Annotated in this window: 16 protein-coding genes; all 16 read right to left on the bottom strand. The window is 42.0% G+C overall.

Annotated features, from left to right (window positions below; all coding sequences use genetic code 11):
• Positions 1 to 47 precede the first annotated feature (47 nt).
• The 16 genes from T344_RS0102895 to T344_RS0102815 all read right to left on the bottom strand — a co-directional run bounded on the left by T344_RS0102895 (position 48) and on the right by T344_RS0102815 (position 13,515).
• Positions 48 to 1,781 (bottom strand): type 2 periplasmic-binding domain-containing protein, encoded by a 1,734-nt coding sequence (locus T344_RS0102895; protein ID WP_027627463.1) that lies wholly within the window; start codon positions 1,779 to 1,781, stop codon positions 48 to 50.
• Between the two features lie 152 nt (positions 1,782 to 1,933).
• Entirely contained in the window at positions 1,934 to 3,007 is a 1,074-nt protein-coding gene (locus tag T344_RS0102890; protein WP_027627462.1) for a response regulator transcription factor, read from the bottom strand.
• Complete coding sequence (locus tag T344_RS0102885) at positions 3,000 to 4,754, bottom strand: sensor histidine kinase (RefSeq protein ID WP_027627461.1); 1,755 nt, start codon at positions 4,752 to 4,754, stop codon at positions 3,000 to 3,002. Before T344_RS0102885 ends, T344_RS0102890 begins: the two co-directional genes overlap by 8 nt.
• A 242-nt stretch (positions 4,755 to 4,996) precedes the next feature.
• Entirely contained in the window at positions 4,997 to 6,334 is a 1,338-nt protein-coding gene (locus tag T344_RS0102880) for an MFS transporter (RefSeq protein ID WP_027627460.1), read from the bottom strand.
• Positions 6,335 to 6,399: 65 nt separating this feature from the next.
• Positions 6,400 to 7,383 (bottom strand): GMP reductase, encoded by a 984-nt coding sequence (gene guaC, locus T344_RS0102875; RefSeq protein WP_027627459.1) that lies wholly within the window; start codon positions 7,381 to 7,383, stop codon positions 6,400 to 6,402.
• 760 nt (positions 7,384 to 8,143) lie between these two features.
• Complete coding sequence (locus tag T344_RS31335) at positions 8,144 to 8,419, bottom strand: hypothetical protein (RefSeq protein ID WP_207641812.1); 276 nt, start codon at positions 8,417 to 8,419, stop codon at positions 8,144 to 8,146.
• Between the two features lie 72 nt (positions 8,420 to 8,491).
• Positions 8,492 to 8,743: a hypothetical protein gene (locus T344_RS31330; RefSeq protein ID WP_027627456.1), complete on the bottom strand. Its 252-nt coding sequence runs from the start codon at positions 8,741 to 8,743 to the stop codon at positions 8,492 to 8,494.
• A 45-nt stretch (positions 8,744 to 8,788) separates the two neighbouring features.
• Positions 8,789 to 9,091 (bottom strand): hypothetical protein, encoded by a 303-nt coding sequence (locus tag T344_RS0102850; RefSeq protein ID WP_242842021.1) that lies wholly within the window; start codon positions 9,089 to 9,091, stop codon positions 8,789 to 8,791.
• 67 nt (positions 9,092 to 9,158) lie between these two features.
• On the bottom strand, positions 9,159 to 9,368 hold the full coding sequence (locus T344_RS31480; RefSeq protein WP_242842020.1) for an AMP-binding enzyme: 210 nt from the start codon (positions 9,366 to 9,368) through the stop codon (positions 9,159 to 9,161).
• Positions 9,369 to 9,379: 11 nt separating this feature from the next.
• Positions 9,380 to 10,258 carry a class I adenylate-forming enzyme family protein gene (locus T344_RS27450; RefSeq protein WP_242842019.1) on the bottom strand — a complete coding sequence of 293 codons (879 nt, stop codon included), beginning with the start codon at positions 10,256 to 10,258 and terminating at the stop codon, positions 9,380 to 9,382.
• 32 nt (positions 10,259 to 10,290) lie between these two features.
• Positions 10,291 to 10,761: a 5'-nucleotidase C-terminal domain-containing protein gene (locus T344_RS31475; protein ID WP_027627454.1), complete on the bottom strand. Its 471-nt coding sequence runs from the start codon at positions 10,759 to 10,761 to the stop codon at positions 10,291 to 10,293.
• 58 nt (positions 10,762 to 10,819) lie between these two features.
• Positions 10,820 to 11,206, bottom strand: a complete 387-nt coding sequence (locus T344_RS31470; RefSeq protein ID WP_027627453.1) for a metallophosphoesterase — start codon at positions 11,204 to 11,206, stop codon at positions 10,820 to 10,822.
• A 17-nt stretch (positions 11,207 to 11,223) separates the two neighbouring features.
• Positions 11,224 to 11,562 carry an ATP-binding cassette domain-containing protein gene (locus tag T344_RS0102830; RefSeq protein ID WP_027627452.1) on the bottom strand — a complete coding sequence of 113 codons (339 nt, stop codon included), beginning with the start codon at positions 11,560 to 11,562 and terminating at the stop codon, positions 11,224 to 11,226.
• 214 nt (positions 11,563 to 11,776) lie between these two features.
• A complete protein-coding gene (locus tag T344_RS0102825; RefSeq protein WP_051571543.1) occupies positions 11,777 to 12,280 on the bottom strand; it encodes a helix-turn-helix transcriptional regulator in 504 nt (167 codons plus the stop codon).
• A gap of 35 nt (positions 12,281 to 12,315) precedes the next feature.
• Positions 12,316 to 12,579, bottom strand: a complete 264-nt coding sequence (locus tag T344_RS0102820) for a hypothetical protein (RefSeq protein WP_027627450.1) — start codon at positions 12,577 to 12,579, stop codon at positions 12,316 to 12,318.
• A 297-nt stretch (positions 12,580 to 12,876) separates the two neighbouring features.
• Positions 12,877 to 13,515 (bottom strand): hypothetical protein, encoded by a 639-nt coding sequence (locus tag T344_RS0102815; RefSeq protein ID WP_027627449.1) that lies wholly within the window; start codon positions 13,513 to 13,515, stop codon positions 12,877 to 12,879.
• Positions 13,516 to 13,664: the final 149 nt, after the last annotated feature.

Raw genomic sequence — 13,664 nt, 5'->3', positions numbered from 1 at the left:
TCAAGCAGAACAGCCGTTTGTGGGATAGATCAGTAAATGCCGGTTAACTATTTTTTTGAATCCATTTCCTTTTGCACCTCGGCAAGTATTTCAGTTCCGCCTTCATTGTTCCACTTTTTGACATACTCATCAAAAGTACTGGTGCTGTCCTTGCCTGTAATAATCTTCAGAGACATTTCCTTCTCGGCGGTCTCCAGGTTTGCCCATTTGGCTTCCATAGCGGGAGTCTGGCTGTAAACCTCGCTGTAGATCAATTTATCCGGTGTAGCCAATGCAGTGGGGCGGGCACCTATAAGTATTGAATACAGGCGGGCAAAATCAGGACTGTTGACGTCAAAATTCGAGATTGAAAGCTGCTTATCCTTTGAATAGTCCTTTACCACTGTTGTTACATTTTTTGCATCATTATACAGAAGCTTGTAAGGACTTGAAGGATCGTTGAAATCTTCGGCCTTTGCTTCACCGTCAAGAACCTTGATCAGACTTTTATATGAAGTTTCACATTCATCCAGGGCACCCATGGAATTCCGCAGGGGATACCAGTATATGGAGGTGTTCTGACTTCCCAGCTTGTTTTCGTCACGGACCCAAATGTTATTCATAATGACAGCCGCTTTCGCAATATCTTCTGAGATATTCTTGTTGAAAATAGTGTAGGAAGCAACGGGGCACTGCATACGCGTATACCATTTGCCGTCATCGGCCTTTACAGGGTATGCCTGCCAATTTGCACCGGGGGTTTTCTTGTAAGCATCGGTAGTACCATAACCAATGGACCACCATGCACAGAAGTACATACCAACATTGCCCGAGTTAACCAGCTCGGTTGAACTGTCACGGACACCCATTTCAGGATCGATCAGGCCTTGCTTGTACCAGTCGGCCAGTCGTTCGAGAGCTTTTTTGCTGTTTTCGGTATTGGTTCCATATACCGCCTTGCCGCTTCCGTCCTTGATCCAGTACCCCGGGTAGGCATCATAAGCTGCAAATACAGGTTCAAAACCTGCGAACATAACACCTGCCTGCAGGAAGTTTGTATATACCGAGCTCTTCTTATCCGGTCCGGCTATTGGAATAGTGGAGTTTCCTGCCGGCTTTTTCTCCTTGAATACCTTTGCCACCGCTTCAATTTCGTCAATGGTGGTAGGGGCTTTGAGATTGTACTTATCCAGCCAGTCCTGACGGATGTTAAGCATGGACTGTCCTGACGGAGCAACGTCCACCCCAACCATACTGAGCTGTTTTCCGTTATATTTTGCATATTCATAGGCAATACCGTCACCGGAATCCATGATGGCCTTTACCTGTGGAGAGACATACTTTGGGAATATCTCTGTGAAATCATACAGCATATCGGATTTGGCTGCGCTTAGAAATGCCTTGCGGTCAACCTGCATGCCGTCAGGCAAGGTATTGCTGGCTATACAAAGGTTAACCTTCTGGTTGTAATCGTTACCTGTAGCAGCCGACCAGTCTACCACAATTTCAATATTGAAGTTGTCCTTAAGATAGCGGGTAAACACATTATCTTCATTTGTATCACCCTCCGGGAACTTCTGGGTCGGGTAAGCCTGCTGGCCAACGTGAATGGTTACCGGCTTGTCAAACTTCATGAACGGGTCAGTCTTTTCATCTGCTGCTGCCGTACTGCCGGAAGACGGGACGGCAGAACCGGTGCCTGCAGCTCCGGAATCATTACTGCTGCCGCAGCCTGCGAAAACAGAAGTCAGCATGGCAGAAGCCACTACAAACGCACCAAGCTTTTTGTAAAACGTAGACATCTAAATTCCTCCTTGAACCTTTTTTTATGGCAAGTAAAGGATAACAAAAAAAGTATGGGGGAACAACTTGGATTTGTACCATTTGCACAAAACAGTTATTCAGTTTCAACAGTTTTCTGTAGGAATTTAATATATAATTGGCCTAAATCCTGTTAATAATCCTCATCCTTTTTTAATTTGGAGGACATTTGTTTTATGTATTCAGAACAATTGACCCCTGTCTGTGTAAGGAATATATGCGAAAAATACTTACTGTCTTCATAACCAACGGCTTCTGCCACCTCTGACGGTTTTACCTTCCGCTGCTGAAGCAATTTTTTGGCAAGCTCCACCCTTTCATAACGGACAAAATCATTAAAAGTATAGCCCGTAACATTTTTAAAGCTGGTAGAAAAATAACTGCGGCTCATATTTACTTTCCGGGCAACCATTTCTACTTTCAGGCGTTCTGTAAGATGTTCCTTTATATACTTAACAGCGTACAGCATACATATCGGAAGAAAAGAAAAATCCGTGATGCTGTCAATTATCCCATACAAATTTTCATAACAGCCGGTTAACCAGTCCACACCTTCAGATTTCTTCGAAAGAAACGGTACCCTGTTGGTAAATTGAAATACTCTTTCAATCTCCTGGGAAATTGACATAAGGAGCCGTTCCATTTGCCTCAGACTGATGGATGACTTGACAACCTCATTCATTTTTTTTATAAACAGGCCTTCATCATAAACCCACCGGCAGCCCTGCCATGAGGCAAGCATTTTTTCAAACTGTTCGGGCTCAAAGCCTTCCGGGTTTATAACTGTTAACTCTTCAGCCTCAATCGTGGCATGGGATATTTCATCAGTTTTACCCATGATTTTTGCTATTCTCTGAAAGATTTCGGTGCAATCCTCTTCTTCCATTCTGAGCTTGGATATATAATCCAGCGCCCCCAGCCGAAGGGCACTCTGTACATACTCAAAATCCTCATGAAAGCTTAAGGCAACATATTGCAGTTTCGGGTAGGTTTTACGGCTTTCCTTTATAAAATCCAGTCCGCTTAATACAGGCATGGAAAGATCCACAACGGCAAGATCCACCTCCTGCGTCTTAAGAAAATTCAGTCCAAGCAAACCGTTTGCAACATCCCCCACAACAGTCATTCCGCATTTTTCCCATGGCACCATTGAAATCAGGCCTTTTCGTGCCAATTTGTCATCGTCAATGATCAGTACCTTATACATATGGCTCGTTTCCTTTCCGGACAGGCAATAACAGAGTTACGGCCGTCCCTTCCTCAGGTTCGCTTTTTATACTTAGATGTGCATCACTTCCATAGAAAGAAAGCAGACTCATCTCCACATACCTGAGACCAATACCCTTGTTTAAACTACCTTCCGTCTGCATATCATTTCGGTACCCTTCAGGATTGAACCCATGTCCGTCATCCTTTATGGATATCATGACATAGCTTTCGTTTTCAAGCCTGATTTCAATCCATAAGTTGCCGAATTCGTTGATATTATGGCATACGGCATTCTCAGCCAGGGGCTGCATTATAAAGCGCGCGCAGGGAGTGTCAAGATAATCCCCCTCTTCAATATTGAGCCAGACTTCGAAATCATACCTTTCCTTTTGAAGTTCAAGATACAGCTTCAAATATTTAAGTTCTGTCCGGAATGTGGCTTTTGTATTTGTCTTTCCAAGGCTGTAGCCAAGTATATAATTTAATTTATATATGAACCTTTCAATTTCAGGCTGTTTGTTTATGGTTGCCATACAATGGACAGAATGCAGTACATTCATAAGAAAATGAGGATTTATCTGATAATAAAGCTTGTCTATTTCCAGCTGCTGTTTTTCCTTTTCCTGCTGACGCACATTCTCCAACAGCTGTACAACCTCCTGCTTCATGTCATCAAATCTATTGAAAAGATTGTCAAATTCATCAATCTGAAATGAATGCTTTCCCGGAACAATATTGCCTTTTCCAACCTCCAGCATGTCTCGGCCAAGGATTTGCAGCGGCCGGTAAATCAAGTGGACCAGCAAAAAACCGGTAATTGACACAAGTATAACCGCGGCGATAAAAACAAAAAAAACACTTAACTGCCAGGAATTCATCTGCTTGTGATAGCTGGTTTCAGGCACCAGCAGCACGTTGCTAAAACCAAACTTGCTAACGGCCGAAAGATATGTGAACTCGCCGACCACTTGAACAGTACCGCTTTTGGCATCCTTATCCACATTGATTGTATCTCCGACCTTGAATGCATCACTGCTGCTGAAACATATCCGTCCGTTATTATCAACCTGCAGCAAATCATATGACACCTTACGGATTTGTGAAAGGGATTGGATGTTTTTTTTCGCGCCCGTAAAAATTTCCCCATAGATAAGATAATCCTTGTCATCACTGAAACGTACCCTGCGGGTAAGAGAAACCACATCCTTTGACGATGAATAATTTAGACTCCTATGTATTGAATTCAGACTTATTGCATTTGTTTGGACAATGGTGCCCAATTTCAGAGGATTTGAATTTTCTTTAACAGGCAAGCTGAAAAACAACATTTTTTCGGGTTTATCCACTGCCGTGCCGTCGCTGAAGTAACCGACAAGAGATATGTTTTCATGGCTGAACAGCATGGTATTTATATCGCTTGTGATTCTCCCGGATATTTCGATACGTTCATATCCGCCGCTTTGAGTGACATAATTGTTGACCAGCCTGCCAACGCTGCCCTCAAGCGACATCTGCTGCGACAGCTGTACCAAAGTATAGTAGTCCGAGTCAATTTGCCCGGTCAGTTGAAGCAGATCAGCCTGCATCGTGGTCTCTATCCGGTTTTTTTCAGCCGCCTGCAAGGATATATAGGATACCGATACTACCAGTAAAAAGCATAATATCATACATACACTCAGAATCAAGCTCATCCTCTGCCTCAAAGTACGGATGTGAAACATGGATTTCTTACCTTTTTTATTCATTGTAACTGCTCCTTACATTGATTTTGATAAAAAATTCCAAGTAAATTAATATAAACATTACCAAATTTATAAATATCTTAAAGAGTCATATGTGTAATTTAAATTTTAGCCTGTTAACATATGTATAGTCAAGTAAAACGGGAAAAGCTGGAAGCATATAAAAAACTGATTGGTTATCCGATCAGTTTTTATATGCTTCCAGCTTTTATGCATAAATTTATGCTCCGGACCTTACTCCTGTTTTATGAATTGATTTCATCAAGAGTCCTGCCCTTTGTCTCAATACCTGCTGCGGCAACAACAACAGCCACTATGGCAAATACTACTGTCAATATCAGAAATACATTGTTGAACCCTGCCTGCTTGCCGTTTTCCTGATAAATCCTTCCCACAATATAGGGAGCCGCAATTGCACCGATACGTCCTATTGCAGCCGCCCAGCCTGTTCCGCTGCCCCTCACTTTCGTCGGATACACTTCGGGAGTATAGGCATACACCGCCCCCCATGCTCCAAGACTGAAAAAATATAACAGGCAGCCTGAAATAAGTATGGCATTTACGCTTTCCCCATGGCCAAAAAGATAAGCAGACAAAGCAGTACCTGCCAGATAAATGACCAAAACCGGCTTACGTCCTATTTTTTCTATCAAATAGGCTGAGCTGTAGTACCCGGGCAGCTGGGCAATACACATTATCAATGTAAATTCAAAACCCTTTACAAGGCTGAAGCCCTTTCCGACCAGAAGAGTCGGCGTCCACAATACAAAACCGTAATAGCCGAAATTAATACCCAGCCATAGTATCCACAGAACAACAGTCCGCCTTAAGTATGTCCTGGACCATAATTCCCGTAACATTACCCGCTGCTTTTTGGCCTGTTTATTCGGGTTTTGGGGCGTTGTACCCTCATCTTGGATTCCGGCCTGCTGTTCCATTTTACTTACTATTTCATCAGCTTCCTTCAAAAGTCCTTTTTGTTCCAGATATCTTGGAGATTCCGGAATTCCTTTTCTCAGGTAAGCCGCATACAAGGCAGGAATCCCTCCCAGCAAGAACCCGATTCTCCAACCGTATACCGGCAGCAGCAGGTAAGCTATCAATGCGGCCACAATCCATCCCCAGGCCCAGAAGCTTTCCAGAAGCACCACCATTTTTCCCCGTGCCTTTGCCGGAGAAAACTCACTTACAAGTGTTGAGGCGGCAGGCAATTCTCCGCCCAAACCAAGCCCTGTCAAAAATCTGAAAAACAGAAGAAGTTCAAAATTCGGCGCAAACGCAGACATGGCACTGGCTATCCCAAACAATATAAGCGTATAGGTGACAACCGTTCTCCTGCCCCATCTGTCGGATACCATGCCGGCTGCGGCGGCCCCCACAGCCATACCCACAGCCGAAGCGCTTCCCAGCAAACCCAGATCTGTGGCAGAAAGCTGCCATTCTTTTCCGATTGATGCCATAACACCCGACACCATACCCTGATCCATGGCATCAAACATCCAGCCTAAACCGGTTAGGAACAATACCCTCCGAAGCATGGGAGTAGCAGGCAGTCTGTCGATTCTTTGTGAAATACTGCTCATTTATTTCCTCCTACATGAATACATAATATCTGACTTATACCATTTTTTATGCAATATATCAAGACTTAATAAACCCGGTCGCCATTAAAGATTGAATTCTTTACTACCACATAATCGACATTTCTAAGCGCCTCGAGTGAATTTCCTCCTGCGTAGGAAATAGATGACTGAAGGTCCTGCTCCATTTCTGTCAATGTATTTTTCAACGGTCCTCTGTATTCGACAAACATTTTTTTGCCTTCTATATTCTTCCTTTCTCCTTTTTGAAATTCGGAAGCCGAACCGAAATATTCCTTATAAAGCTTTCCGTCAATAGTGATTGTTTCACCGGGGGATTCTTCATGTCCCGCAAATAAAGAACCGATCATTACCATTTTTGCGCCGAATCTTATGGATTTAGCTATGTCCCCATGCGTTCTGATCCCTCCGTCGGCAATAATAGGCTTGTTGGCGGCTTTTGAACACCAACGGAGCGCCGCCAGCTGCCAACCGCCGGTCCCGAAACCCGTCTTGATTTTTGTTATGCACACCTTTCCGGGACCTATTCCGACTTTGGTAGCATCAGCACCTGCATGTTCCAGTTCTCTGACAGCTTCCGGAGTCCCAATATTTCCTGCAATAACAAAACTGCCGGGCAAAAGCTTTTTTATATGCCTGAGCATTTTCAATACGGCATTGGAATGCCCATGTGCAATATCAATCGTAATGTATTCTGGTGAAAGTCCTTCATCCGCCAGCTGCTGAATAAATTGATGTTCTTCCTCCTTTACCCCGACGCTGATGGAAGCATACAACCCTTTCGATTTCATATTTTTAATAAAAGATAGCCGCTTTTCAGGACAGAAGCGGTGCATAATATAAAAGTAACCATTTTGAGCCAAATACTTAGATATATTCTCATCAATAATAGTCTGCATGTTTGCAGGCACCACCGGCAGTCTGAACTTTATTCCACCCAGCTGCACCGACGTATCACATTCCGCTCTGCTGCCAACTACACATTTTGCGGGAATCAGCTGAATATCTTCATAATCAAATACATTCTCCATGTTAATACCTCAAGATAATTGTTTACAATAATTGAAAGTTACAAAATAGTTGTAATTTTGCCTGGCATAAACAAACTTTGGAATTACAAGGTTTAGTATTTCACAGTTCTGCTGTAATATATCCTTTTATGTACTATAAAAACATTAAAGAGGTAAAATGTACTCCGAGCCAGCTCTCATGGATACATTTTACCTCTTTTGCACGCTATTTTCCTTAATTAACATTGCCGGTTAAAATTGGCTTTCAATTTTGCATTTAAGTAGATTATTGTTATTTTACAGGTACGCGAGTACAACTTCAACCAATGCTTAGCTGTTTTCCCATCATCCTCCATGTAAATGGAAATCTTTATTTTATCCGGCGGCAGTTGATCTACATTTTCCGGAATACGCTTGCCAAAGCAGGTGACTGCCTGGAAACAAGCGTATTCCAGAGATGTATTTAATTCCTCTCTGGTGAATAAGAAGGATTTGGAGGGTTTATGTAAAAAATTGATTTCTATATACCTGGTTTCAGAATCAAACATAAGTAATATATATTGTTTTTTTATTAAAGGAAGTATTTTAAAATAGTAATCCTGCATGAAGCCAAACCATTAAAAAAACTGTAAATTTAAGGGGTAAGCAGTCTGACGGAATCCATCCTTTTGATTATTCCACGGAAAAGCTTATTTGCCCTGGCTGTTGCCGTTACGTCAAACAGGTCATGGTATTCGTACTTATTAGAAAAAAAACGGTGGCCTGGATTGACATATTTCACCTATGGGAGGAAATTCAAATACACCTTTTTTGTTTTTATTCCAGGCACACCAGTTGGGATCAACCATAAAACATCTGTCTCCGGATGTACTGTCCTGGCTTCCTGCAGCTCGCAGGCAACAATATCCAGGGACAATCCCCTTCTCCGGAGTTGTGGAATTTTGGACCTGTAGGTTCCCATTCCCCAGCCGACTCCATGGATAATAAATCTATCCGGTCTCTGGGAATAGGGTAATGGTTCCTCTTTTGAAACAGAAATCTGGTATTGAAGTTTCATGTTTTCAAAATCGTAGAGCCAAAATTCACTGAAACGGGTATTATAACCGGGAACATACTGCTGCAGGCCCTTTCATGAAGGAGGCAAATCACAGCCTACATACAGTATTTCAGCATTCAGGGTACCAGGGGCTGTTCTGGTTCGGTATTCTTCCATAATATACAGCCAGTGCCCTGAAAGAATGATGAAATTCCGTCTGTTCTCTTTAACTTCCACACAGGTTGGAATGTTCTTTTCCTCACGTCTCCGGGCAGCCAGCAAACCGGGTATGTATAACCCCAGTCCAAAGCCTGAGCAGAGTATCGTAACAGTTCTTTTTTCCATTTACTCACGCTCCTTGACTTAAAACGCGTTCATACTTTTTTTTAATCAACCGAATTTTGCGTCAAGGAATCTGTTCATACCCTCTGCTTTGCTTTTATCTATACTCAATATTCTATTTACGTTAAATAGACGTGTAAAGAAATCAAATTGCCATTTTGACGGTTCTTTACTCTCAACTGCATATTTAAATCTTTCAAACTGGCTATCCATATCATGAGGCAGGCTTCCTTGTATAAGGTGGCAGCAGCACAGCTGAATGATGTTATCTATATAATCCAGCATATAGCCTTCCACCGCTGTCAAAAGCACCAGCTGTCTTTCGATTGATATATCTTCCTTCCTCATCATATAGCCTCCTGTCTGGTTATTAAACTGCGGTACAGGTCTTTTATATCTTTCTTGCTGATTTTTTCTATTACATTTCTCGGTATCCCGGGAATAATGTATATTTCCTTTGGAACCTTCCTGTCTTCAAGCTGCGCGCCACACACCATTTATATATATCCTTTACCTCTGCCTGACACTGCTCCTTCAAAACCACCAGAGCAACTATTTTCTGCCCCAGTCTCTCGTCGTCGCCCCCTATAACGGCTGCTTCCTTTACAACAGGGTTTTTCAGCAGCACTTCCTCAATATCTATGGGATAAGCTCTGCTCCCTGCATTATCATGTCGTCATTCCTGCTGAGCACGGAAAACCTGCCTTCTTCATCCCTGTAGCCCAGATCTCTCACGCGGAAGCCCTTAGATCCCAGTACCTCTCCGGTCAGCTCAGCCGATTTGTAATAACCGTCCATCATATAATCGCTTGTTATGTACAATTCTCCGGTCTCACCGATGGCGGCTTCAGTCCCGTCCTCCCTGTAAATCTTGATACCGCAGCCCCTCATTGGCTTTCCGATCACACAGGGCAGGGAAATAACATCCTTATGCTCTCCGAAGGTAACTCTGTCAGAAGCTTCCGAGGTACCATATGCGTTAAATACCCGCAACCCGGGAAAGGCGGCGGCTGTTCTCTGATATATTGTCAGCGGATTTACCATTCCTCCTATAAGTATTCTCCTTACGGAGCTCAGATCATAGTTTTTTAATTGGGAATACTCAAGTATTTGCGGGAGCATGGTTCTGACGATATAAAAATTCGTTGCCCGGTATTCCTGTACAGCCTTCAGGAATATGGCCGGGTGAAATACATTATTCAGGAGTATGCTTCTTCCTCCCCGGCTTATGTCCATCGGAACGTCTCCTGAAATAGGGCTCGCCTGGGCCAGTGATCTCGGAATAATTGTCCTTTCTTCTGATGAAAAACCAAGATGTTGGGCAACAGCAAGTGCATTGCCGGTTATAGCTGAGTTGGACAATACTATTCCCTTTGGTTGTGATGTCGAACCGGATGTAAAGCATATACCAAAGGTATCTTCTGAAATCCCAGGCAAATCCCTAAACTTTTTGTTCTCATATTCATTAATGATGAAGGAGCCGTTTTCCTGCAAAACAAGTACAAGCCTTATGTTCATTGCAGCCATGCTGTTGAGGAGTTTGACTTTTTTCAGTTCCTCATAGCCGTCTCCGCCGTTGTAAAGGTAATATTTGTGGCCACCTTGTAATACTTGTCCTTATCCAGTGCACTGCCGTCGGAGGTGGTAATGATCACCAGCCTTTTTCCGGCCGGTATACTCTCTCTAATACCTCCTCCGTTCATAAGGGCTATATCGGCTTCGCCCGTCTCACGCATGGCGTCTGTGAGCAAATCGGCAAGAGTTGTTTCTTTGGTCCTGATATTGGATCTGAAGCCGTCAAGCTTATCTTTAGTTTTTGCCACGACTTCCTTTGCAGACTCAAAAGCAATGGAATGATACTTCTGTGCAACCGCATCCAAAACAGGATCGGCTTTGGATTTATCCTTGATATTTTTTGGGGTCCAGTCAAGCTTGGCCAGTTTGCCGTCCTTGAAATACATATCTGCCTGGCCCACATGAGTACTATATCCGCCCGAATCCACAAGGTATGTATTGTTCACCTTATCGGCCTTTTCATACAGGAAATGGTGATGGCCGTACAGAATCAGGTCTATACCGTCAACTTTTTTTTACAAGCTCCCTATCATCATCTCCCAGGTGCTGCCCCCTTATTTCCAGCAGCCTGTCAAACCCGAAGTTAAAATCGTGGTTCCCAGGTGTCATTGCATCGTACCCCCTGAGATTGGCTACTTCAACCACACCTTTTCCCTTCTCGATATTGGCTTCGTTTGTTCCGTGGAACAAATCCCCCGAGTCCAGCAGAAGAGTATCTTTATTTTCGTTTCTGACCTCATCGATTATATGCTTCATCAATGGCATACCCACCATTACACTGACTTCATCCAGGGTATAATAACCTCCGGTCTCCTCATCGTAAACTATATGTCCATGTATATCGGCAGTACTTAAAATTGTTATCCTCTCCTGGTAGTATCTCGCGTTCACAAGTACAGAATCAAGGTTTACAAATTTTGCAACCAGAAATACCGCTGCGCCCGAAGCAGCGCATTTTTTCTCCTGTCCCTGTGAGGTGACAGCCCTCCTATTGAAATTTGACCGGAAGTAGGCACCAGAATCCCTGTCAGCATCTTTACCGTTGTGGATTTTCCTGCTCCGTTGGGTCCGATAAAACCCACCATTTCACCTTTATCTATGGAAAAACTGAGGTTGTCGACTGCTCTTTTCATTTTATATTCCGGAACAAGCAAGCTGTGTATTGAGCCTAATAAACCTTTTTTTCTCACATTCAGCTTATAATCCTTTACAAGGTTGTTTACTTCGATTAGCGGCATTTTCGACATCCTTCTCTCCCTTATTATTATAAAAGCCGGTTTGAATTGCTAAAATAAAGGTTTCTTGAAAATATATGTTTACTCTTGCATAATTTTGTAACTTATGTGTGTTAATACATATTTTAACAGTAATCGTATTCACCGCCACTATGCATTCGGGTAGTTAAATGCAAAAAGTACGTAAAACTACTCTTATAGGTAGGCCGAAAATACTCCCAATTCATTAACAATCTATCTCATCTATTCTTAAAAGGTTTAGCTTGATACACTTTATAACAGCCTGGGCAGTGCACTCCACATCCAGTTTTTTAAATATAAATTTTTTGTGGTATTTAACTGTATTTATGCTTACAGCCTGGTTTGAGGCGATAATCTTGTCAGGCAGACCTGTAGCCATAAGCTTTAGAATTTCCACTTCCTTTTTTGTTAGGGAATAAGTTTTTCCGGATGAAATAAGTGAATTGTTCATTTCAGTTTTAAACTCATTGACCATCTTGTAAGCCGTATAATCGGTAACAATCTTAAGATCGATTTCTATTTTTTCATTTAATCTGCACAGTACCAGATATCCCAATACCTCTCCCTTAAAAAACAACGGAACGGCATAAAGGAAAAATTCCTTCAGCAGATCACTATAATGATGCTGAGGAATAGTATAAACCGCTTTTTTTAACTTGATTGACAATGCAATGGCATTTGTGCCGATTGCCCTTTCTGAAAAAGACATTCCTTCTTTAATTCCCAGTTTTTCAACTTTTCTTCCTAACTCCCTGCAGCATTTTTTTTTAATAGTAAACCCTCAGAATTAACAAGTAAAAGAACTAAATTTCTTTCGAGGGATAAATCCTCGAAATCGCTTTCAAGATTTACGAATATTGATACCAGTTCTTTGTTTTCATTCTGCGCATTTTGTAAACCCTCCTCATTAATACTGCTGCTCATAACACTTGCTGAATTGTCAACCCCAATATTCACGCATCTCCTCCAGGAAGCGAAAATTTCATCTACCGGCTGCAGTGTTATCATATGTATACTCCTCTCATTTTAATATTGCATTCTAGAACCACTTTCAACCATTTCTTATATACAAATTGTAGTAAAAGATTTAAGTCAATACTAAGAAAAGGAATAATATCTTTTATATACCAATATATTACCATTTTTAACATACAATTACAAATTATTTTGTTTTTTGGTAAAATTTTCACATACTGCAGCTATATTTTTCCTCATAACCGGAGAATCCAGCCTTTATTGCATAAAAAAACAGAAGTCTCTTTAGAATGGCTCCTGTCTTTTTATTTTGTTAGTTGAAAATTTTTATCAGGTTTTCTTTACTTCCTGCTTTCCTGTGACCTTGCTGTCACCATCCATTTTAAACGTTTTCTTGGCTTCCTCGGTGGTAAAATAAACATTGCCTTCAACTTTCGTGTCTACTAACTGGAAATTCTTAACGGTAACATACAGATCTCCCTTGAAGGTCCCGTGCTGAATACTGGCTTCCGGGCTGTTTATTGTAAACTTCGGTGCTGTCAGGGTATACCTTGCAGTAATTTTACGATCCTTATCCTGGGCGTATAAAGCAACCTTTCTCTGGATAACATCCTTACCGGCGGTATCTTTCTTTCCGTTCTTGTACTCACCGTCAAGCGAGATGTCCTTATTTATGGTGAGATCCTTTGTAATTGCAATAATCCAGGTCCCTCCACTGCTTATGGCCTTTTCAAAAGCTGCCGCATTATCCACTATCGAAGCGGAAGTTATTGCATCGGCGGTAGAGGTAGCTGCTGCTGTTGATCCGGCGGCTGTCGAACCTGCAGCTGTGGTAATTGCTGCTGTTGTCGGCGTTGTTGTTTGCTGAGTGGTTGAAGTACCGGGCAGCTGTTCCTTCTTTGCACAACCTGAAAATAGCGAAATTGTAAGTACTAATACTGCTGCAACCAATAAATTTCTATTTTTCATATTTAATACCTCCTAAATATTATGGTATTTACCAATGTTTAGTATGACCACTAATCTTGAAATTATTAGGGAAAATGAAAAATATATGAAAATTTTTTTGGCTATTGTTTTTATCCCGATAACTGTATATCATTTAGAATGAATTAATT

It is taken from the genome of Ruminiclostridium cellobioparum DSM 1351 = ATCC 15832 (assembly GCF_000621505.1).
Taxonomy (GTDB): Bacteria; Bacillota; Clostridia; order Acetivibrionales; family DSM-1351; genus Ruminiclostridium; species Ruminiclostridium cellobioparum.
The sequence above is the reverse complement of the archived record's forward strand: the minus strand, read 5'-3'. Positions and strand labels throughout refer to the sequence as shown.

Coding starts and splice junctions, on each gene's coding strand:
- T344_RS0102895 (WP_027627463.1), bottom strand. CDS start 1,781: ATGTCTACGTTTTACAAAAAGCTTGGTGCGTTTGTAGTGGCTTCTGCC.
- T344_RS0102890 (WP_027627462.1), bottom strand. CDS start 3,007: ATGTATAAGGTACTGATCATTGACGATGACAAATTGGCACGAAAAGGC.
- T344_RS0102885 (WP_027627461.1), bottom strand. CDS start 4,754: ATGAATAAAAAAGGTAAGAAATCCATGTTTCACATCCGTACTTTGAGG.
- T344_RS0102880 (WP_027627460.1), bottom strand. CDS start 6,334: ATGAGCAGTATTTCACAAAGAATCGACAGACTGCCTGCTACTCCCATG.
- guaC (WP_027627459.1), bottom strand. CDS start 7,383: ATGGAGAATGTATTTGATTATGAAGATATTCAGCTGATTCCCGCAAAA.
- T344_RS31335 (WP_207641812.1), bottom strand. CDS start 8,419: ATGAAACTTCAATACCAGATTTCTGTTTCAAAAGAGGAACCATTACCC.
- T344_RS31330 (WP_027627456.1), bottom strand. CDS start 8,743: ATGGAAAAAAGAACTGTTACGATACTCTGCTCAGGCTTTGGACTGGGG.
- T344_RS0102850 (WP_242842021.1), bottom strand. CDS start 9,091: ATGATGAGGAAGGAAGATATATCAATCGAAAGACAGCTGGTGCTTTTG.
- T344_RS27450 (WP_242842019.1), bottom strand. CDS start 10,258: ATGAACATAAGGCTTGTACTTGTTTTGCAGGAAAACGGCTCCTTCATC.
- T344_RS0102830 (WP_027627452.1), bottom strand. CDS start 11,562: ATGTCGAAAATGCCGCTAATCGAAGTAAACAACCTTGTAAAGGATTAT.
- T344_RS0102825 (WP_051571543.1), bottom strand. CDS start 12,280: ATGTCTTTTTCAGAAAGGGCAATCGGCACAAATGCCATTGCATTGTCA.
- T344_RS0102820 (WP_027627450.1), bottom strand. CDS start 12,579: ATGATAACACTGCAGCCGGTAGATGAAATTTTCGCTTCCTGGAGGAGA.
- T344_RS0102815 (WP_027627449.1), bottom strand. CDS start 13,515: ATGAAAAATAGAAATTTATTGGTTGCAGCAGTATTAGTACTTACAATT.